Origin of the sequence: Reyranella sp. (genome assembly GCF_052439685.1) — a bacterium.
Taxonomy (GTDB): Bacteria; Pseudomonadota; Alphaproteobacteria; order Reyranellales; family Reyranellaceae; genus Reyranella.
Window position 1 is genome coordinate 47838 of record NZ_JBQVQG010000010.1, and the last position, 18933, is coordinate 66770.

The 18933-nt window shown below is 67.2% G+C and carries 19 protein-coding genes; 7 read left to right on the forward strand and 12 right to left on the reverse strand.

Annotated features, from left to right (window positions below):
• Nucleotides 1-143: 143 nt before the first annotated feature.
• Genes ACT6UX_RS14845 through ACT6UX_RS14860 form a run of 4 tightly spaced genes read left to right on the forward strand, consistent with a single transcriptional unit; the run spans nucleotide 144 to nucleotide 3622 of the window.
• A complete protein-coding gene (locus ACT6UX_RS14845) occupies nucleotides 144-1373 on the forward strand; it encodes an HlyD family secretion protein (protein ID WP_444775929.1) in 1230 nt (409 codons plus the stop codon).
• Nucleotides 1370-2950 (forward strand): DHA2 family efflux MFS transporter permease subunit, encoded by a 1581-nt coding sequence (locus ACT6UX_RS14850; RefSeq protein WP_444775930.1) that lies wholly within the window; start codon nucleotides 1370-1372, stop codon nucleotides 2948-2950. The genes ACT6UX_RS14845 and ACT6UX_RS14850 overlap by 4 nt, the downstream gene beginning before the upstream one ends.
• Before the next feature lie 7 nt (nucleotides 2951-2957).
• Nucleotides 2958-3104, forward strand: coding sequence for a hypothetical protein (locus tag ACT6UX_RS14855; protein ID WP_444775931.1), 147 nt, complete (start codon nucleotides 2958-2960; stop codon nucleotides 3102-3104).
• Nucleotides 3105-3109: 5 nt separating this feature from the next.
• On the forward strand, nucleotides 3110-3622 hold the full coding sequence (locus ACT6UX_RS14860) for a Dps family protein (RefSeq protein WP_444775932.1): 513 nt from the start codon (nucleotides 3110-3112) through the stop codon (nucleotides 3620-3622).
• Between the two features lie 54 nt (nucleotides 3623-3676).
• Here the strand turns inward: ACT6UX_RS14860 and ACT6UX_RS14865 are convergent, their stop codons facing one another.
• From ACT6UX_RS14865 to ACT6UX_RS14890, 6 genes are all read right to left on the reverse strand, one after another.
• Complete coding sequence (locus ACT6UX_RS14865; RefSeq protein ID WP_444775933.1) at nucleotides 3677-4078, reverse strand: response regulator transcription factor; 402 nt, start codon at nucleotides 4076-4078, stop codon at nucleotides 3677-3679.
• A 73-nt stretch (nucleotides 4079-4151) separates the two neighbouring features.
• Entirely contained in the window at nucleotides 4152-4805 is a 654-nt protein-coding gene (locus tag ACT6UX_RS14870) for a response regulator transcription factor (RefSeq protein WP_444775934.1), read from the reverse strand.
• Nucleotides 4802-6274: a two-component system sensor histidine kinase NtrB gene (locus tag ACT6UX_RS14875; RefSeq protein ID WP_444775935.1), complete on the reverse strand. Its 1473-nt coding sequence runs from the start codon at nucleotides 6272-6274 to the stop codon at nucleotides 4802-4804. Before ACT6UX_RS14875 ends, ACT6UX_RS14870 begins: the two co-directional genes overlap by 4 nt.
• A gap of 51 nt (nucleotides 6275-6325) precedes the next feature.
• On the reverse strand, nucleotides 6326-7090 hold the full coding sequence (locus tag ACT6UX_RS14880) for an SDR family NAD(P)-dependent oxidoreductase (RefSeq protein WP_444775936.1): 765 nt from the start codon (nucleotides 7088-7090) through the stop codon (nucleotides 6326-6328).
• 13 nt (nucleotides 7091-7103) lie between these two features.
• Nucleotides 7104-7940, reverse strand: coding sequence for a phytanoyl-CoA dioxygenase family protein (locus tag ACT6UX_RS14885; protein ID WP_444775937.1), 837 nt, complete (start codon nucleotides 7938-7940; stop codon nucleotides 7104-7106).
• Nucleotides 7941-7969: 29 nt separating this feature from the next.
• Complete coding sequence (locus tag ACT6UX_RS14890) at nucleotides 7970-8974, reverse strand: Bug family tripartite tricarboxylate transporter substrate binding protein (RefSeq protein ID WP_444775938.1); 1005 nt, start codon at nucleotides 8972-8974, stop codon at nucleotides 7970-7972.
• Nucleotides 8975-9159: 185 nt separating this feature from the next.
• Between ACT6UX_RS14890 and ACT6UX_RS14895 the strand changes: the two genes are divergently transcribed.
• Nucleotides 9160-10791, forward strand: a complete 1632-nt coding sequence (locus tag ACT6UX_RS14895) for a GMC family oxidoreductase (RefSeq protein WP_444775939.1) — start codon at nucleotides 9160-9162, stop codon at nucleotides 10789-10791.
• A 15-nt stretch (nucleotides 10792-10806) separates the two neighbouring features.
• On the opposite strand, the gene ACT6UX_RS14900 is transcribed toward ACT6UX_RS14895, so the two are convergent.
• Nucleotides 10807-11970, reverse strand: coding sequence for an MFS transporter (locus ACT6UX_RS14900; RefSeq protein WP_444775940.1), 1164 nt, complete (start codon nucleotides 11968-11970; stop codon nucleotides 10807-10809).
• 34 nt (nucleotides 11971-12004) lie between these two features.
• Nucleotides 12005-12655 (reverse strand): LysE family translocator, encoded by a 651-nt coding sequence (locus ACT6UX_RS14905; RefSeq protein WP_444775941.1) that lies wholly within the window; start codon nucleotides 12653-12655, stop codon nucleotides 12005-12007.
• A gap of 137 nt (nucleotides 12656-12792) precedes the next feature.
• Here ACT6UX_RS14905 and ACT6UX_RS14910 point away from each other — a divergent pair, with 137 nt between their 5' ends.
• On the forward strand, nucleotides 12793-14088 hold the full coding sequence (locus tag ACT6UX_RS14910) for a tetratricopeptide repeat protein (protein ID WP_444775942.1): 1296 nt from the start codon (nucleotides 12793-12795) through the stop codon (nucleotides 14086-14088).
• Between the two features lie 2 nt (nucleotides 14089-14090).
• Here ACT6UX_RS14910 and ACT6UX_RS14915 read toward each other — a convergent pair whose 3' ends face one another.
• The 3 genes from ACT6UX_RS14915 to ACT6UX_RS14925 are packed head-to-tail and all read right to left on the reverse strand — an operon-like array spanning nucleotide 14091 to nucleotide 16979.
• Complete coding sequence (locus tag ACT6UX_RS14915; RefSeq protein ID WP_444775943.1) at nucleotides 14091-15695, reverse strand: GMC family oxidoreductase; 1605 nt, start codon at nucleotides 15693-15695, stop codon at nucleotides 14091-14093.
• A gap of 1 nt (nucleotide 15696) precedes the next feature.
• The gene (locus ACT6UX_RS14920) at nucleotides 15697-16173 is read right to left on the reverse strand and encodes a hypothetical protein (protein WP_444775944.1); all 477 of its coding nucleotides are present in this window, start codon (nucleotides 16171-16173) and stop codon (nucleotides 15697-15699) included.
• A 29-nt stretch (nucleotides 16174-16202) separates the two neighbouring features.
• Entirely contained in the window at nucleotides 16203-16979 is a 777-nt protein-coding gene (locus ACT6UX_RS14925) for an SDR family NAD(P)-dependent oxidoreductase (RefSeq protein WP_444775945.1), read from the reverse strand.
• A gap of 151 nt (nucleotides 16980-17130) precedes the next feature.
• Between ACT6UX_RS14925 and ACT6UX_RS14930 the strand changes: the two genes are divergently transcribed.
• Nucleotides 17131-17835: a carbonic anhydrase gene (locus tag ACT6UX_RS14930; RefSeq protein ID WP_444775946.1), complete on the forward strand. Its 705-nt coding sequence runs from the start codon at nucleotides 17131-17133 to the stop codon at nucleotides 17833-17835.
• A 64-nt stretch (nucleotides 17836-17899) separates the two neighbouring features.
• Here the strand turns inward: ACT6UX_RS14930 and ACT6UX_RS14935 are convergent, their stop codons facing one another.
• Nucleotides 17900-18730, reverse strand: a complete 831-nt coding sequence (locus tag ACT6UX_RS14935) for an alpha/beta fold hydrolase (protein ID WP_444775947.1) — start codon at nucleotides 18728-18730, stop codon at nucleotides 17900-17902.
• Nucleotides 18731-18933: the final 203 nt, after the last annotated feature.

Below are 18933 nucleotides of genomic sequence, written 5' to 3' on the forward strand. Positions count from 1 at the left end.
TCCTCGGCGAAAAACCGGCGTTTGACTGCCTATACCAAAGTTTACCCTCATCAGACGTCCATCTGAATTGGCGGTTTCTGCGCGATGCCTATCCTCTCGTTCAGCCCCGCGACAGTGCGTGGCCCGCGATAGGAGACCCCGTCATGTCGCTCCGCCGCCCCGCTACGCTGATCCCGCTCCGCCGCCCGACGGAGCCCAGCTCCCCGCCCGCCGCACCCGTCACCGCGGATCCGGCGGCAGCCCCGGAAAGACTCCTCCTGGATGAGCCGGCGAAAACCGACGAGGCACCGTCCAAGAAGGTCCCGCACGGTGGCTTCACGAAGCGCCACGCGCTGCTGGGCGGCGCCGGCCTGCTGGCCCTGATCATCGCGGTCTCGGCAGGCGGCCTCTATGTCGACTACAACGCCCACTTCGCCACGACCGACGACGCCTTCATCGCCGCGCGACAGTTCGCGGTCGCGCCGAAGGTGCCGGGCTACCTGACATCGGTCCCGGTCACCGACAACCAGCATGTCGCCTCCGGCGACGTGATCGCCCATATCGACGAGCGCGACTACCGTGTGGCACTGGCCCAGGCGGAGGCGGCCGTCACCGCAGCACAGGCCGGCATTGCCAATATCGACGCGCAGATGCAGGTCCAGCAGGCGCAGATCACGGCCAGCGAGACGCAGGTGAAGCTCAGCGAGGCCCGCCTCGTTTACGCGCAGCAGCAGTCGGAGCGCTATGGCGAGTTGGCCAAGGAGGGCTGGTCGAGCCGCCAGACCGGCGAACTTGCGATATCGGAACTCTACCAGCAGCAGGCCGCGCTCGCGAACGCACGCGCCAACGTCATCGTCGCCAATCGCCAACTGGAATCGCTCAAGGCGCAACGCAACTCGGCGGTCGCCAGCCTGCAGCAGGAGCAGGCGCGACGCGACCAGGCGCAACTCAACCTCTCCTACACGACGGTGAAGGCGGCCCAGCCGGGACGCATCGTCCAACTCGGCGCCGCGGTCGGCCAGTTCGCGCAGGCCGGCACGGCGCTGTCGATGTTCGTCCCCGACGATATCTGGGTCGTCGCCAACTTCAAGGAGACGCAGCTCGACGCGATGCGTCCAGGCCAGCCGGTGAGCTTCAGCATCGATGCCTATCCCGGACGTGAGATCCACGGTCATGTGGCCAGCGTGCAGCCAGGGTCCGGCACCGCCTTCTCGCTGCTGCCGGCCGAGAATGCCACCGGCAACTACGTCAAGATCGTGCAGCGTGTGCCGGTGAAGGTCGTCATCGACCATGCACCGACCGACGTGGCGCTGGGACCGGGCATGTCCGTGGTTCCCACGGTGCGGACCGACTCTGCGCCATCCCTCTACGAGCGGCTGCGGAGCTGGCTGTGAGCGCCGCGACGGCGGCCCGGGCACCGAATCCCTGGCTCATCGCCGTGGTGGTGGCGATCGCCACCTTCATGGAAGTGCTCGACACAACGATCGCCAACGTGGCCCTGCCCTATATCGCGGGCGGCCTCGGCGTCAGCGAAGACGAGGCGTCCTGGGTGGTGACCACCTATCTCGTCTCCAACGCGATCAGCCTGACGGCCAGCAGTTTCCTGGTCCGCCGGATCGGCCGGCGGCGCTTCTTCATTGCCTGCCTCACCCTGTTCACCGTCAGCTCCGTGCTCTGTGCCTTCGCCTGGAACCTGCAGGCGCTGCTGCTGTTTCGCGTCCTGCAGGGCATCGCGGGCGGCGGTATGGTGCCGGTTTCCCAGTCGATCCTGGTCGATACATTCCCGCCCGCGAAACGTGGACAGGCCTTCGCCCTGTTCGGCGTCGCCGTGGTGGTGGCACCCGTGGTTGGGCCGACGCTCGGCGGATGGCTCTCCGACAACGCCTCCTGGCACTGGTGCTTCCTCATCAACGGTCCGGTCGGCCTGTTCACGATCGTTTCGATCGCGCTGTTGCTGCGCGAGACGCAGGCCCAGGTCAAGGAACGGCAGCGGCTGCGGCGGACCGACGGCGGCTTCGACCTCGTGGGCTTCGCGCTCGTCGCGACATTCCTGGGTGCGCTCGAGATCGTATGCGACCGCGGCCTCGAGGACGACTGGTTCGGCTCGGGTTTCATCGTTGCCGTGGCTGCCGTCTGCGCGCTCGCCTTCCTCCTCATGATCCCGTGGGAGATGACGCGCCGCAATCCGGCGATCGACATCCGCATGGTGGCGACTCGGCAGTTCGGCGCCTGCTTCCTCGTGATGCTGGCGACCGGCGCGATCCTGCTCGCGACCACGCAGTTCCTGCCGCAGCTCGTGCAGCAGGATCTCGGCTACACCGCCACCTGGGCCGGCCTCGTCCTCTCGCCGGGAGGCCTGGTGACCATGGCAATGATGTTCATCACCGGCCGCCTGCTGACGAAGATCCAGCCCAAGTACCTGATCGTCGCCGGCGGCTCGATCATCGCGCTCTCGATGTACAATCTGACCTCGATCTATGGCGATGTCGGCTTCTGGTACCTCGCCCACTCGCGCATGATGCTGGGTGTGGGCCTGCCGCTGATCTTCCTGTCGATCACGGCGGCCTCCTATGAAGGCATTGCGGCGGACAAGGTCGACCAGGCGTCCGCACTGGTCAACGTCGCGCGCAACATCGGCGGCTCGCTCGGCATCGCCTTGTCGTCCAACGTGCTGGCCCATCGCGAGCAGTTCCACCAGAGCCGGCTGGTCGAGCACGCCGTGCCGTCGGGCGCCGCCTACCAGGAGACGCTGCGCCAGGCGATCGATTACTTCGCGAGCCATGGCAGCTCGGCACTGCTGGCCCAGAAGCAGGCCATCGCCTGGATCGGCCAGCAGGTCGCGACGCAGGCCTCGTTCCTGGCCTTCATCGACGTGTTCTGGACGCTCATGGCGATCTCCCTGTCCGCCGCGGCCCTCGCGCTCACCCTGCGCAAGGTCAAGCTCGGCGGCCACGCGCCGGCGGCCCACTGAGGCAATCATGCGCAAGCTGCTGAAAGTCGACCTCTTCCTCGCTTTCGTCATCGTCTGCATCGCGATGACGCTCACCGTCGTCGTGGCCTTCGCCACGCCGGGAGAGATCCACCAGGTGCATCAAGTCCACCCGTTCCCATTCACGAAGGAGTAAAGCCCATGAGCACCGTCCAGGATCGCAGGACCGCCGCCCTGCAGACGCCCAGCACCTTCTCCGAGAGCGCCGTCAAGGACCTGGCGTCATCTCTCACGGCGTTGCTGGCCGACTGCTTCGCGCTCTACCTGAAAACCAAGAATTTCCACTGGCACATGTCGGGGCCGCACTTCCGCGACCATCACCTGATGCTCGACGAACAGGCCGACCAGATCTTCGCCATGACCGACCCGATCGCCGAACGCGCCCGCAAGATCGGCGGCACGACGCTGCGCTCGATCGGCCAGATCGCCCGCCAGCAGCGCCTGCTCGACAACGATGCCGATTTCGTCCCGCCGGGCACGATGCTGGCCGAGCTGCGCGACGACAATCGCCAGCTCACCTCGATCCTGCGCGAGGTCCATGCGCTGTGCGACGAGCATAACGACGTCGCGACGGCGAGCCTGGTCGAGGTCTGGATCGATGAGACCGAGCGCCGGACGTGGTTCTTGTTCGAAAGCGCCCGGGCCCACGGATAGTCGGGACACCCGTCGTCGCGACCGATGCCTGGCAACGGGCGAGGCGACGGGGCCTTACTCAGGCGGCCGCAGGGCGCGCGCGACGCACTCGATCATGCGGCTGCCGTCGAACGGCTTGGGGAGGAAGCCGGCCGCCCCCTGCTCCTCGGCCTGGCGTCTCACGTGATCGCGCGGAAAGGCGGTCATCAAAATGACCGGCAGCGGAGTGCCGGACCGTGCGATGCACTTCTGCAGCTCGAGCCCGCCCATGCCAGGCATCTGGATGTCGCTCACGAGGCAGGAAAAGGCCTCGCCCTCCGGCCGCTCGAGGAAATCTTCGGCCGAGCAGAAGGCCCGCACCTCGTAGCCCACCGATCGCAGCAGGTTGCCCAACGCCTCGCGCACCTGCTCATCGTCATCGACGATGGCGATGCAGGGTGGCGAACCGCGGTTTGAGGAGTGAGGAGTGGGTGACATGGCGGCGCCAATCTGCGGCAGGCCATGCGACGCCGGTAGCCATACGTACGTTTATGAAATCGCAGAAAGCGTGCTAGCCACGAGCGGCATGCAGGGCCAGCTGCTCGGCCATTCGTACCAGATCGGCGAGCGTGCCGGCGCCCATCTTGCGCATCGCCTGGGCACGATAGAGCTTCACGGTGATCTCGCTCAAGCCCAGCTCGCCGGCGGCCTGCTTGTTCATGAGGCCGCGCGTCACCAGGGTCATCACCTCGCGCTCGCGCGGCGACAGGCTCTCGAAGCGCGCGCGGACGTCCCGTCCAGCTTCTGAGGCGGCGCGGCGCTGCCGGTCCGCCTCGATCGCCGAGGCGACGGCATCGAGCATGTCCTGGTCGCGGAACGGCTTGGTGAGGAAATCGACCGCGCCGGCCTTCATGGCGCGCACGGACATCGGCACGTCGCCGTGGCCGGTCATGAAGACGATGGGCAGCTCGATCCCCATGCGGGCGAGCTGCCCCTGGAATTCGAGGCCGCTGACGCCCGGCAGCCGGATGTCGAGGACGAGGCAGCCGGGCGCATCGCCCGCGCCCGCCTTCAGGAACTCCGCGGCCGAACCGAAGAGCCGTGCCTGCAAGCCGACAGACCGGAAGAGATTGTCGAGCGCCAGCCGCAGCTCCTCGTCATCGTCGACGACGAAGACCACGGGCGTCGCCTCCGCCGGGCCGGGCGCGGGCTGCCGGCGGTTCATGCCGCGCTCCCGGCCACCGGCAGGCAGAGCCGGAACGTGGCCCCGCCTTCCGGCCGGTTGGCGGCTTCGATCCGACCGCCATGGGCTTCGACGATCGAGCGCGAGATCGACAGGCCCATGCCCATGCCGTCGCTGCGGGTCGTGAAGAAGGCGTCGAACAGGCGGACAAGGTCGGCTTCGGCAATCCCCGCGCCGGTATCCTCGACTGTCACCACGATGGCATCTCCCAGGCTCTCGCGCTTACCCCGCTGCACTCTAACAGAAATCGTACGCCGTTCGGCGGGCACGGCGCCCAGAGCCTGGATGGCATTCAGCAGGAGATTGAGCAGCACCTGCTGGAGCTGGACGCGATCGCCTTCCACCGGCGGCAAGCCCGCGGGAAGGTCGGCCGACAGCCGGACGCCCTGGACGCGCAGCTCCCGCTCGACGAGCTGCACGGTCTCCTCGGCGACCGCTGCGAGATCGAGAAGTGCGTGGACGGGCGCTGCCTTGGCCGACAGAGCGCGCAGGCGGCGCACGACGTCGCTGGCGCGCTGGGCGTTGCGCAGCATCGCCTCGATGGATTTCTTCGTCTCGCCCAGATCCGGCGTACTGCGCCCCAGCCAGCGCAGGCCAGCCTCGCCGTTGGCGACGATGGCGGCGAGCGGCTGGTTGACCTCGTGGGCGATCGAGGCGGTGAGCTCCCCCATCGTGGCGATGCGCGACAGATGCGCGAGCTCGCTGCGCGTGCGGTCGAGCTTGTCCTCGGCGGCGCGCTGGGCGGTGACGTCGGTGTTGGTTTCGAGAACGGAAGCCGTCCGCCCCTGCGAATCGCGCTGCAGCGCCCAGCGCGAACTCACCGCGACCGGCCGGCCGTCGCGGCACGTATGGACGATCTCGCCCTCCCAGCGGCCCTCGCGCTCCAGCTCTTCGAGGATCACCGGATAGGGCACCGGAAATATCTTCCTCAGCAGTGTCGCCGCCGGCTGGCCGATCGCCTCGTCGCTGCGCCAGCCATAGAGGTCCTCTGCCGCGCGATTCCAGTATTTGATCACGTCGTCACGGTCGCGCACGAACACCGTGTCGTGCGTGAGGTCGAGGAGATCGGCCTGCTCGCGTAGCGCCGCCACCGCCAGTTGGTTGCGCGCTGCCAGCAGCGCGGTGATCGCAATGGCGGCGAGGCTGACGAAGCAGCGCAGCATCGCCCCCGTTCCCAGCGTGAGATCGTGGGTGAGAACGAAACTCGCGACCGTCAGCACGGCGCAGCCCGCAGCGATCGCCAGGATGCCGGCATATCCCGCGAAGTCGACCGCCAGCAGGACCACGGCGACATAGAGCACCGCCACGGCGATATCGAGCGGCGTCAGCGTGTCGACGACGAAGATCGCGACGGCGACGATGGCCGTCAGCACGGGCACGACGATCCTCGTCCTCCGGGGCGCCGGGACGTAAGGGGACATGAAGAGACGCTCCACAACGTTGGCGCGCATGGTAGCCTCGCAGCGCCAGTGCGAGCGAGCGGTCTTTGCCGCGCGACCGAATCAGTGAATCGTGTAGCCGCCGTCGACGATCAGGTCCTGGCCAGTCAGGAACGAGGCATCGGTGGTGAGCAGCCAGTGCACGACTTCGCCGATCTCTTCCGGGCGGCCGAAGCGGCCCATCGGCACGTAGTCCATGCGCCGGGCGGATTCCTCCGGCTGGTCGCGGGCGCGATCGAGCAGCGGCTGGGTGGCGACCGGTCCCGGCGACACGGTGTTGACCTGGATATTCTCACGCGCCAGTTCCAGCGCCATCGACTTGGCGAGATGGATCAGCGCCGCCTTGGTCATGCCGTAGATCGTGCGCGTCTGATAGGCGACCGAGCCGAGCTGGCTCGCGACATGCACGATGCGTCCCCCGCCCTGGCGCCGCATCGACGGCAGCACCGCCTGGCTGGCCAGGAACGGCGCGCGCAGATTGACAGCGACGGCTTTGTCGAACTCCGCCGCGGTGAAGTCGCCGAAGTTGCGGTTCAGGCGGATGGCGGCATTGTTGACCAGCAGGTCGATCCGGCCGAAGCGCTTCTCGGCTTCGACGACCATGGCCAGCACCGCGCCGGCATCGCCCAGGTCGACGGTGAGGGGCACCACGCCTTCGGCATCACCCAGCAATCCGGCGCATTCCTTTGCCACCGCCTCCGGCGAATCGTCCGCCACCAGCAGCAGCCTCGCGCCCGATGCCGCCAGCCGGCGCGCCACGGCGGCGCCGATGCCCACGGGCGACGAGGCGCCCGTCACGATGGCCACTTTTCCCTGCAGCGGTTTCATTGTCTCTCCGGGGTCAGGCGATGACGCCGTAGCGCGCCTGCTGTTCGGCATGGCCCTCGCGATAGCGTCCATAGGCGCGCTTGTGGGCCTCGGCCTGGGCGTCGGCATCGAGCGTCCGTGGATCGTCCTCGAGATCGAAATGCCCGTAGCGATCAACGCCGCGCACCAGCGTGGCCGTCATGCGCTTGCTGCCACCATGGCGCACATGGGCGGGGATGTAGCTGATGCCGAAGCCGATACGCCGGTCGTCGCTGCGGTTCGGCCGCGAATTGTGCGCGATCAGCGTGTGATGCAGCGACACCTGACCGGTCTTGACCGGCGCGAAGACGGCGCGTGAGGTGTCGAGCGGTTCGCTGATCGAGCGGGCACCGGCATTGATGGTGCCCGGCGTCGCCGTCTGCCCGTGCGCGAGCTGACCCAGCCGATGGCTGCCCGGCGCGAACTCCATGCAGCCCGCCTCGATCGAGGCCTCGGAGAGCGCCACCCAGGCGGTGACATGCTCGTAGGGAGACAGGCCGAAGAAGGTCGCGTCCTGATGCCAGGCGGTGATGGCATCGGTGTTCGGTTCCTTGATGAAGAAGGTGCTTGTGAAGGCCAGAATGTCGGGGCCGAGCAGTTGCTCCATCACGTCGAGCAGGCGCGGATCCTGGACGAGGTCACGCGCCCAGGGCAGCCGGACATGGAGCTTGCGCCGGTCGCCCGCCGAGACGGGTCCGGGCGGCAGAGTGCGCTCGAAGGCTTCGAGGTCAGCGCGCCAGGCCCTCGCCTCCTCCGGGGAAAAGACATCGACGGGCGCGAAGAACCCGTCGCGATGAAAGGCGTCGACCTCGGCCTGGCTGAGCTTGGTCACTTGTTGCTCCCTTCGCTGTTCCAATGAGATCAGCCGCCGGTGCCGGTCGCCTTGGCCAGCGGCCCCCACTTGGCCGCCTCGGCGGCGAGGAAGACCGACAGCGCCTCGGGGCCGGTCTTTTGCGGGAGATTGTATCCCAGCTCGATATAGCGGGCGCGGATGGCGGGATCGTTCAGTGCGGCCTCGACCGCCTTGACGATTCGGTCGACGACGGGCCGCGGCGTCTTCGCGGGCGCCAGCATCGCCTGCCAGCTGCCGGCCTCGAAACCCTTGAGGCCGAGCTCGTCGAGCGTCGGCACCTCGGGCACCAGGCGCGAACGTTCGAGCGACGAGACGGCGAAGGCACGCACCGCGCCGCTCTTCACATGCGGCACCAGCACGTTCTGGGAGTCCATCATGAAGCCGACCCGGCCCGCGACGAGATCGTTCATCGCTGCCGGCGTCGAGCGATAGGGCACGCGTGTGAATTCGATGTTCTCCATCTTGGCCAGCAGCATCTGGCCGAGATCGGCCGAGCTGCCCGGGCCGGCGGAGCCGCAGTTCACGGTACCGGGATGAGCCCGGAGATAGGCGATGAAGCTCTTGTAGTCGGTGGCCGGCACGGACGGATGCACCGCCAGCACGAACGGCATCAGGCCGAGATGGCTGATCGGCTGGAACGCCGTCGCCGGATCGAAGGTGACCTGCGGGAAGAGTTCGGGGATGACCGAATGTGCCATGCCCGTGACCAGGAGATTGTAGCCGTCCGGTGCGGCACGGGCGATCAGGTCCGCCGCGATGGTCGATCCGGCGCCCGGCTTGTTCTCGACCAGCACCGTCTTGCCGAGCGTCCCGGTCATGTGCTCGGAGATGATGCGCGCCACGACGTCGATCGCGCCGCCCGCGCCATAGGAGACGACGACCCGCACCGGCTTGTCGGGATAGACATCCTGGGCGCTCGCGAACCGGGGAAGACCGGCGGTCGCCACGGCGGCGAGCCCGAGCCTGAGAAAATTCTTGCGGGTATGCATCGGATGGACCGTGCGAATGGACATGGGAAACGCCTCGAACTGTAGGACCGGCCTCCCGAAGCCAGCAACAATGATGCCGAACCCGACTCCGCAAGGCGGGACCCGGGTATCCCGTTCCCATTGGCGAAACCCGAGACCGCTTCACGCCCCGGCAAGTCTTGTCAGGACGCGTACGGCCTGCTCCCCTGACGCCCAAGGGAGAAAACGAAATGCAGAGAGACTCGACCTATGACTACATCGTCGTCGGTGCAGGGTCCGCGGGCGCGGTGGTCGCGAGCCGGCTGACCGAGAGCGGCAAATATCGCGTGCTGCTGCTCGAAGCGGGGACGCAGGGCTCGAACTTCTTCTGGTCGAAGGTGCCGGTCGGTGTCGCCAAGATGATCGACGATCCGGCGGTCAACTGGTGCTACTCGTCGGAGCCCGACGAAGGTTCGGGCGGGCGGCGGATCGCCGTGCCGCGCGGCCGCATGCTGGGCGGCTCCAGCTCGATCAACGGGATGGTCTACATCCGCGGCCAGGCGCAGGACTACGATCACTGGGCCCAGCTCGGCAATCGCGGCTGGAGCTTCCAGGACGTGCTGCCGATCTTCAAGCGCATGGAACGGTTCGAGGGCGGCTCCGACGAGTTCCGCGGCCGCGACGGCATCCTCCCCGTCACCCACACGCCGCGTAACAAGGTGCCGCTGCTCGAGAAGATGATCGCAGCGGCCGAGAAGATGGGCCTGCCCTACAATCCCGACCAGAACGGCGCCTCGCAGGAAGGCATCGGCATGTCCCAGGTGACGATCACCAAGGGCCGCCGCCAGAGCACCGCCTTCTGCTATCTCGATCCGGCACGCCATCGCGCCAACCTGCAGATCGACCAGGGCGCCGTCGCCGAGTCCCTCATCCTGGACGGCAAACGCTGCGTCGGCGTGCGCTATTCGATCAACGGCGAGAAGCGCGAGGCACGGGCGACTCGCGAGGTCATCGTCTCCGGCGGCTCGATCAATTCGCCGAAACTGCTCGAACTCTCGGGCATCGGTCAGGGCGAGCGGCTGCGCGCGCTCGGCATCACGCCGGTGCACGAGCTGCAAGGGGTCGGCGAGAACCTGCGCGACCACTACTCGCCGCGCATGAAATTCGAGATCACCGGCAAGAACCTCACCTTCAACGACAATGCGCGCGGCTGGCGGCTGGCCCGCGAGGCGCTGAAATACGCGGTGCTCCGCGAGGGCTTCCTCGCCTCCACGTCCGTACCGATCCGACTCTACTTCCGCACGCGCGTCGGGCTCGATTCGCCCGACGCCACCATCTCGATCGCACCCTTCCTCTACGAGATGGTCGGCAAGGAGCGCCGCGTCTCGGCCCAGAAGGGCATCACCATGAATGTGAACGTGCTGCGCTCGGAGAGCACCGGCTCGGTCCACATCAAGTCGGCCGATCCCGCCGAACCGCCGGCGATCCGCTTCAACTTCCTGTCCACCGAGCACGATCGCACCGGCATCGTGAACGTGCTGCGCAAGGGCCGCGAGCTGATGGCCACCTCGCCGCTCAAGGAAGTCACCGGCCAGGAGATCGCCCCCGGCGCCCACCTCCAGAGCGACGCCGAGTTGCTCGAATGGGTGCGCAACAATGCCGAGACGACCTATCACCCGGTCGGCACCTGCAAGATGGGCAACGACCCGCGCGCCGTGGTCGATTCCGAACTTCGCGTCCACGGCATCGCCGGCCTCCGGATCGCCGACGCCTCGATCATGCCGACACTCACCAGCGGCAACACCAACGCGCCCACCATCATGATCGGCGAGAAATGCGCTTCGATGCTGCTGGCTGCAGCGGATGTGGCGCGGGCGGCGTGAGGAAAAGGCGCACCGTCAGATGTTGCGAGCGTTGCCTCTCATACGGTTCAACAGCAGCAGGATCGCGAAGGCCGTGATGCTGAGCGCGCCAAGCGCCGCAAAGGTCGCTTGCGCGCCGATGCCTGACATGAGCCCGGCGAGAACAGGTGGGGCCAGGGCGTTGATCAGGTTCAGGGGCAGGGCGATGGTCGACATCGCCGCCGCGTAATCGGCCTTCTGGAAGAAGACGAGCGGCATGGTGGCCCGCGCCACGGCGAAGGCGCCGCTGCCCAGCCCGTAAAGTGCGAGGTAGCCCGCGACGGGCACAATGCCCGCGCCCCCCATCCAGATGACCGCGAGGCCGATCGGGATCATCGCCCCTGCAACGACTCCGGTGGACAGGCCGTCCCATCGCCGTCCGCCCAGCAGATCGATCACCCTCCCGCCGACCTTGAAGACACCCAGCAGCGAAGCGATCGCGACGGCGCCGGCGAGGTCCATGCCCATCGCCTTGAGGAGCTGAATTCCCACCGCGTCGATGCCGAAGGTGACAAAGCCGTTCAGGGCGATGGCGGCCACCATCAGGACGAAGACCGGTCCCGTGCGCAGTTGTCCCTTACTCGACGGCGTGGCCATCTTGTCTTCAATCGCGGGCAGGCCGAACCAGACCAGCGGGCAGACGAGCAGCGCCATGATCGCGGCATAGGTGACGCCGACACCGCGCCAGCCAACCAGATTCTCGATGAATGCGGTCACGGGCCAGAAGACGCTGCCGGCGAGGCCGGTCACCAGCATCAGCGTGCCGATCAGGCTGCGCGCATCATCGTCGGCATAGGATGCGACATAGGCATAGGCTGCGGTCGTCAGGAACAGGGCGCCGGCCAGTCCGATCATGCCCCAGCCCATCAGGAAGACAGCGAGGTTCGCAGACAGCGCCAGCAGGCACAGGCCGAGACCGATCCCGGCGCCGCCCACGGTCATCGCCTGTCGCGATCCGAAGCGGCGAAAGGCGCGCCCCGCCCAGGGGGCAGCGAGTCCCATGGCGACGAACATCGCCGAGGTGCCGAGGAATACGGACGACAGGGAGATGCCGAACTCTGCCGCCACCCTGGGCGCAATCACCGGCAGGATGCCGATCATCCCCCATCCGGCAATCTGGGTCAGGCCGAGGACGACGAGGACACGGAGATGACGTCGCATCGTCAATTGGCGAGCCGGCCGGGCAGGCCCGAACTCAGGCCGCCACCTTGACGAAAATCTCGCGCCGCAGCTCGTCCGCGAGCTTCAGGCCCAGGGCGACCATCACGCCGCCGGCGAGAAGGTCGAGCGCGCGTGCAATGCGCTGGTACAGCTTCTGGGCCACGCCGGTCGAGAAGAACAGCGCCAGCGTGCCGTACCAGATCGCGGACTGGACGGCGACGATGGCCACGATCATGGGATAGACCCAGCCCGGCGCATGCGGCGGCAGCGCCACGAGGAAGGCGCTGGTCCAGAAAACCGCGGACTTCGGGTTGCTGAGCGTCGTCAGGAGCCCGGCCGTGAAGGGGTTGCGCCCCGCCAGCTGCGGTGGCGCTCCCTGTGCGTTCCCCTTCGGCCCGAACCCGGCCCGCAGCAGCCGGACGCCCACGTAGATAAGGTAGGCCGCGCCCACGAATCGCAGCGCCCGATAGAGCCATCCCGCCTCGAGGAGGAGCGCTCCCACGCCGCCGATGGCGAGCACGACCCAGAGCAAGGAGGCGACGACGACGCCCGCAACCGCCTTGAGACCATCGCTGCGGGAGCGTGTTGCCGAGTACCATCCGACCACGACCGTGTTCGGCCCCGGCAGCATGGCCATCAGAAGGTGCATCGTGGCGAGACCGACCAGATTGGGCACGAAGTCCATTGCATGCGTCCTTCCGCAACAGGGCGATCACCCGATACCGATCTCACAATGCGACGTCTTCCACCCTGCCGGAAGCTTGAAAGCGCGTCCCGGTCGACGCACGGTGATGGCGGACAATGACGGATTGTGGTGACGATATGCTGACGGACCGCTACGGCCTTCCCCTCTCGACCGCGAGCGTCATCGCGCGCGACGCCTATGTCGAGGGCGGCGACCTTCTGCTGACGGTGTATCCCGGCGCGGCCGCCGCGTTCGACCGCGCCATCGCCGCCGATCCGGCCTTTGCACTGGCCTGGATCGGCCGGGCCCGGGCGTCCCAGCTCGCCGGCCGGATGGAGGAGATGCGCGCCGACCTCGCCACGGCCTCGGCGCTCGCCACGGGAGTCTCGGCGCGCGAGCAAAGCCAGATCGAGGTGTTTCGGTCGCTGTTCGCCGGCCAGCCGGTTGCCGCTCTGGCTGCGCTGCGGGCCCATGTGCAGACCTGGCCGCGCGACGCGCTGGTGCTGAGCCTCGCGGCCAACCAGGGCGGATTGATCGGCATGTCGGGCCTCTCGGGGCGCGAGCAGGACCTTGCCGATTTCCTCGACGGGCTCGACCCGCATTACGGCGAGGATTGGTGGTTCGAGGCCCATCGCGGCATGGCGCTGTCGGAGATCGGCCGGCACGAGGAGGCACGCCCGATGATCGAGCGCTCCCTCGCGCGGTACCGGCGCAACGCCTATGGCGCTCATGCCTTCGCCCATCTCTGCTACGAGACGGGCGAGCGCGATGCCGGCATCGCCTTCCTGCGCGACTGGCTGCCGATCTACGATCGCGGCGGCGGGCTGTTCGGCCATCTCAGCTGGCATCTCGGCCTGTTCGAACTTCACGCCGGCAACCTGGAAGCCGGTCTTCGCCTCTACGCCGACGCCTTCTGCGCCGACGATCACCGCGGCGCCGTTCACCAGAAGCTCTCCGATTCCGCGTCCTTCCTCTGGCGCTCCGAACTGGCCGGCCATCCGCGCGATCCTGCCCGCTGGGCGAAGCTCAAGGCCTATGCGCGCGAGAAGCTGCCGCGCCCGGGCATGTCGCTCGCCGACTGGCATGTCGGCCTCACCTATGCCGCCACCGCCGACGATGCGGCACTCGAGGACTGGGCCCACGCGATCGAACAGCTGGCCAATGCCGGCCGCTACCCTTCCGGGTCCGTCATCCCCGCCGTGGCCCGCGCCTTCGCGGCCTACCAACGCGGCGATTATGCAACGACGATCCGCCTGATCGAGCCGATACTGCCCGAGCGCGAACGGATCGGCGGCAGCCGCGCGCAGGGCGACCTGGTGGAAGCGACGTTGCTACGGGCATATCTGGCTTGCGGGTGTGAGACAGAGGCCCGTCGCCTGATCGCGGACCGTCGCCCCGGCCCGGCGAGTCTGCCCGTCGCCGCCCTGGCCTGAAGTCAGTCGAACAGGGTCGCCAGCCGCTGCTTCATCTGGTCGGCGACGTAGAGCGCGAGTGCCTGGATGGTCGACGTCGGATTCACGCCGCCCGAAGTCACCCAGATGCTGCCGTCGACGATGAACAGGTTTTTCACGTCGTGGCTGCGGCCCCATTCGTTGACGACCGATCGTTTCGGGTCGGTGCCCATGCGCGCCGTGCCGAGCAGATGGCCTGGATAATTGAGCGCCGTGCGCGAGGCGAAGAGATCGGTGGCGCCGGCCTCCGTCAGGATCTCCTCGGCGCGGGCAATGCCGTGCTCCATCATGCGGCGGGTGTTCTCGCTGATCGTATAGTCGATCTTGGGCGCCGGGATGCCGTTGCTGTCCTTCAGCACCGGATCGAGGGTGACGGTGTTGTGCTCCTCGGGCAGATCCTCGCAGGCGACGCCGATGCTCAGCCGGTGATCGAGCATCTTCGCGTAGCGGCGATGATGATCGCGGCCCCACGGCAGCAGCCCCGACGCGGCGCCCATCACGGCCTGGGTGGCCGGCCCGGTGCCACGGCCGAACTGCAGCGTGTAGCCGCGCACGAAGTCGCGCGACGGATCGGTCTCGTAGAACTGCTTGCTCCAGATGCAGTTGATGGGACCGCGTCCGCCATCCATCGGTTCTTCGACATAGCCGGACACGATCGGCCAGGGATGCAGCATCAGGTTCCGGCCGACCATGCCCGAGGAATTGGCGAGCCCCTTGGGAAACTTCGCGGACGCCGAGTTCAGCAGCAGGCGCGGCGTGCCGACGCCGTTGCAGGCCAGGATGACGACCTCGGCCGCCTGGAAATGCTCGACACCGTCGACATCGTAGTAGATGGCGCCGGCCGCCATGCCGCGTTCGTCGGTGGTGATCTCGCGGACCCGGCAGCGCGTGCGCAGCTCGACGCCGGCGCGCAGCGCCAGCGGCCAATAGGTGATGTCGGTGCTGGCCTTGGCGCCCTGCGCGCAACCCGGCGTGCAGTGGCCGAGATTGATGCACTTGGCCCGGCCTTCATAGTCGGTCGTGGCGATGGTGGTGTCCGACGGCCACCAGTGCCAGCCCAGCCGGTTCATCGCCTGGGCATAGCGTGTACCGGTCTTGCCGAGCCCGATTGGGGGCATGGGCGGATGGCGCGGCGGCACGCCGGGATCGCCGGCCAGCCCCGAGACGCCCATCATGCGGTCGTTCTCTTCGTAGAACTTCTCGAGCGCCCAATAGTCGACGGGCCAGTCGTCGGCCACGCCATCCAGCGACTTCACCTTGAAGTCCGAGGGATGCATGCGCGGCCAGTGGGCCGTATAGATCAGGGTACCGCCGCCGACGCCGTTGAAGTTGGCGATCTTCATCAGCGAATTGTCGTCGTTGACCGGATAGTCGGTCTCGCGCCCACGACGATTGGGACTGATCTCGAAATCGGTGTAGCGCCGCGCCTCCCAGTCGCGCCCGTTGCTGGGGAAGTCGGTCGGCTTCATCCAGTCGCCCTGCTCCAGGCACAGGATGCGCATCTTCGTTTCGGCGAGACTCCACGCCACCGCCGCGCCCGATGCACCGGACCCGATGATCAGGACATCGACCTTCTCGTTGGCGGCCATGTCAGCGCTCTCCAGTGCCAACGATGCGATCGTCGCGCCAGAAGGGCGGCCGGTCGCGGACCGCGTCGAGCAGCGACCAGTCGCCCTGCTCCAGCACGTACCCTTTCGGAAAGGGCGACCGCGCTTCGTGCCCGAGCGCCACGAGGACGCGATCGTCGCGATAATAGGCGCTGAGGATGACCCGCCCGAGCGCAGCCGCCGGCGCGCCGCCGCCCGCATACCAGTCGTTGATCACGGCTTCCCGCGCGTCGCGGTCCCTGTCGGCGAAGCCATTGCCGGCCTTGGCCACGATTGCACTCAAGGCTTCGCGGACCAATGGAAGGTCCCGTCCAATCGATCGAACGATGTCGTCGAGGATGGCGGGGTCGTCCGCGGCCGGCATGCCGAGGGCGGCATCTTCGGGAATCATCGTTCCGGCGACTGTCTCGAGAACGTCGGTTTCGGCGGCGGAAAGCGGAGTCTGGGGAGCGGCGGCCATGTGAACCCTGGTGACGTACAGGGACGATCCTAGGCGATCGCGCGGCCCCCATCGACGTAAAGATTGACGCCGTTGATGTAGGCGCCGGCGTCCGAACAGAGGAGCAGGGCGGCGCCCGCGAGATCATCGGGTTGGCCGAGACGGCCGGCCGGGATCCGCTGCACCAGCGCCTCGCCCTCCACCGCCATCTGCTCGCGATTGCGCGCCGTCAGGATCGCACCGGGCGCCACGTTGTTCACCGTGACGCCCTGCCCGCCGAACTGCCGGGCAAGATTCCAGACCCAGTTCAATTGAGCGGCCTTGGTCCCGGCATAGACCATCATCTGCGGGTGCGGCCTCACCTGCTGCACGCTGCCGATGGTGACGACACGCCCCCAGCCACGACGGCCCATCGGCGGCACGAGATCCTGCAGCAGCTCCAGCGGGCTGCGCAGGTTGACGTCGATCTGGCGGTCGAACCTCTCGCGCGAAATCGAATCGTAGGATTCCGGAATCTCGATCGAGGCGTTCAGCACCAGGATGTCGACCGGCGACCAGGCCGAGACGGCCGCCGCCAGCCGGCGCCCCGCTTCCGCAAGTGCGAAGTCCTGTCCAAAGACCCGTGCCGTTCCGCCGGCCTGCTCGATCTCGCGTACGACGGAGGCGGCATCGGCTTCCTCTTCATCGGTGCCTGCATGATGGATCGCGAGCCGAGCCCCAGCACCGCTCAACGCGAGCGCGATGGCCCTGCCGATTTCGCGGCGTGCGCCGGTCACCAGAGCGGTGCGGTCCGTCAGACAAAAGCGGTCGAGAACGTTGGCGGACATGTGGACCTCCATGGAAGGGCAGCATGACATCGTCCGCGCATCGCTCAAGCGCACCGGCCGCACGAACGCCGTCAACTTCAGCTATGCACCGAGTTGGTTTGCTCTCTCTACTTCACAAAGTATGCTGAGACTCCAATCAAGGGAGGGAATCATGTGCAATTTCTGTCCGTCGCGTCGCGGTCTGTTCTCGGGCATCGGTAGTCTCGCCGTCACGGCCGCGCTCGGCGCCGTGGCGTCGAAATCCGCTCTGGCGCAGCCGACCCGCTCGGTCGAGACGCCGGATGCCGCGCTGGCCCGCCTGATGGAAGGCAACGCACGCTACGCGTCCGGTAAAATGTCGGAGCGTGATTTCTCTGCCGGCCGTGTCGCCCGCACACAGGGCCAGGCACCGTTCGCCGCGATCCTTGGTTGCGCAGACTCGCGCGTGGCGCCGGAACTGGCGTTCGACCAGGCGCCGGGCGAACTCTTCGTCGTCCGGGTGGCCGGCAACTTCGTCACGCCGGACGGGCTGGGCAGCCTCGAATATGGCGCTGCCGTGCTCGGCACGAAGGTGATCATGGTGCTGGGCCACACGAGCTGCGGCGCGGTGAACGCCACCGTCGACGCGCTGCAGAAGGGCAACAACCTGCCCGGACATATCGGCGACCTCGTGCGCGCCATGAAGCCCGGCATCGAGCCGGTGCTCAAGACCGCGGGTCCCGATCTCCAGCAGCGCGCGATGATCGCCAACGTGCAGGCCAACGTCCGCCGCCTGCAGACCGAGAAGCCGATCCTGGGCGACATGGTCGCCGCAGGAAAGCTCAAGGTCGTCGGCGCCTACTATGACCTGCCCACTGGCAAGGTGATGATGGTCTGACGATCGGCGCGGATCCGGTCGTGACATCGATGCAGGAGGTCCTGCATCGATGTCGATCGACCACTCAGGCCTTGATGAAGGCGAGCAGGTCGGGATTGAGCACGTCGGCATGCGTGGTCAGCATGCCGTGCGGATAGCCCTTGTAGATCTTGAGCGTGCCCTGCTTCAGGAGCTTGATAGAAAGCTCGGCCGCGTCCGCGATCGGAACAATCTGGTCGTCGTCGCCGTGCATCACGAGCGTCGGCACGGTGATCGCCTTGAGATCCTCCGTGAAATCGGTCTCCGAGAAGGCCGCGATGCAATCGTAATGCGCCTTGGCGCCACCGATCATTCCCTGTCGCCACCAGTTCTGGATCGTCCCGGGCAGGACCTTCGCGCCCTCACGGTTGAAGCCATAGAACGGGCCGCTGGCGACATCGAGATAGAATTGCGCGCGATTGGCCGCGAGGGCGGTGCGAAGACCGTCGAAGACCTCGATGGGCAGGCCCTTCGGGTTCTTGTCGGACTTCACCATGATCGGCGGCACGGCGCTGACCAGGACCGCCTTGCCGACACGCCCCGACTTGGCGCGCGCGACATACCGCGCGACCTCGCCGCCGCCGGTCGAATGGCCGATATGGACCGCGTTCCTCAGGTCGAGATGGTCGGCGAGCTCGATGACGTCGGCGGCATAGGTGTCCATCTCGTTGCCGGTATCGGTCTGTGTCGAGCGGCCATGCCCGCGGCGATCGTGAGCGATCACCCGGTAGCCCTTGCCCAGGAAGAAGAGCATCTGGGCGTCCCAGTCGTCCGCACTCAGCGGCCAGCCATGATGGAACACGATGGTCTGCGCATCCTTGGAACCCCAATCCTTGTAGAAGATCTGGGTGCCGTCCTTCGTCGTGATGAATGCCATGTCATGTCTCCTTGCGTGAACGCCACGTGAGGTTGTCGGAGAAAGCCTGCCGACGCCATCGTACATGAGCAGGCAACGCCCTATACCAAAGTACAATCCATCGATCGCACGCACCGAGCGGATCGACAGAGGTCCGTCCATGGCCCTCGCATCGCCACGATCCGCCTGCAGCTTCGCTTGGGCTGGTCCGCTCGGCACGGAAT

What these genes read in the sequence shown, in the direction of transcription:
- ACT6UX_RS14845 (WP_444775929.1), top strand. Translation starts at nt 144, where the DNA reads ATGTCGCTCCGCCGCCCCGCTACGCTGATCCCGCTCCGCCGCCCGACG.
- ACT6UX_RS14855 (WP_444775931.1), top strand. Translation starts at nt 2,958, where the DNA reads ATGCGCAAGCTGCTGAAAGTCGACCTCTTCCTCGCTTTCGTCATCGTC.
- ACT6UX_RS14860 (WP_444775932.1), top strand. Translation starts at nt 3,110, where the DNA reads ATGAGCACCGTCCAGGATCGCAGGACCGCCGCCCTGCAGACGCCCAGC.
- ACT6UX_RS14865 (WP_444775933.1), bottom strand. Translation starts at nt 4,078, where the DNA reads ATGTCACCCACTCCTCACTCCTCAAACCGCGGTTCGCCACCCTGCATC.
- ACT6UX_RS14870 (WP_444775934.1), bottom strand. Translation starts at nt 4,805, where the DNA reads ATGAACCGCCGGCAGCCCGCGCCCGGCCCGGCGGAGGCGACGCCCGTG.
- ACT6UX_RS14875 (WP_444775935.1), bottom strand. Translation starts at nt 6,274, where the DNA reads ATGCGCGCCAACGTTGTGGAGCGTCTCTTCATGTCCCCTTACGTCCCG.
- ACT6UX_RS14880 (WP_444775936.1), bottom strand. Translation starts at nt 7,090, where the DNA reads ATGAAACCGCTGCAGGGAAAAGTGGCCATCGTGACGGGCGCCTCGTCG.
- ACT6UX_RS14890 (WP_444775938.1), bottom strand. Translation starts at nt 8,974, where the DNA reads ATGTCCATTCGCACGGTCCATCCGATGCATACCCGCAAGAATTTTCTC.
- ACT6UX_RS14895 (WP_444775939.1), top strand. Translation starts at nt 9,160, where the DNA reads ATGCAGAGAGACTCGACCTATGACTACATCGTCGTCGGTGCAGGGTCC.
- ACT6UX_RS14900 (WP_444775940.1), bottom strand. Translation starts at nt 11,970, where the DNA reads ATGCGACGTCATCTCCGTGTCCTCGTCGTCCTCGGCCTGACCCAGATT.
- ACT6UX_RS14905 (WP_444775941.1), bottom strand. Translation starts at nt 12,655, where the DNA reads ATGGACTTCGTGCCCAATCTGGTCGGTCTCGCCACGATGCACCTTCTG.
- ACT6UX_RS14910 (WP_444775942.1), top strand. Translation starts at nt 12,793, where the DNA reads ATGCTGACGGACCGCTACGGCCTTCCCCTCTCGACCGCGAGCGTCATC.
- ACT6UX_RS14915 (WP_444775943.1), bottom strand. Translation starts at nt 15,695, where the DNA reads ATGGCCGCCAACGAGAAGGTCGATGTCCTGATCATCGGGTCCGGTGCA.
- ACT6UX_RS14920 (WP_444775944.1), bottom strand. Translation starts at nt 16,173, where the DNA reads ATGGCCGCCGCTCCCCAGACTCCGCTTTCCGCCGCCGAAACCGACGTT.
- ACT6UX_RS14925 (WP_444775945.1), bottom strand. Translation starts at nt 16,979, where the DNA reads ATGTCCGCCAACGTTCTCGACCGCTTTTGTCTGACGGACCGCACCGCT.
- ACT6UX_RS14930 (WP_444775946.1), top strand. Translation starts at nt 17,131, where the DNA reads ATGTGCAATTTCTGTCCGTCGCGTCGCGGTCTGTTCTCGGGCATCGGT.
- ACT6UX_RS14935 (WP_444775947.1), bottom strand. Translation starts at nt 18,730, where the DNA reads ATGGCATTCATCACGACGAAGGACGGCACCCAGATCTTCTACAAGGAT.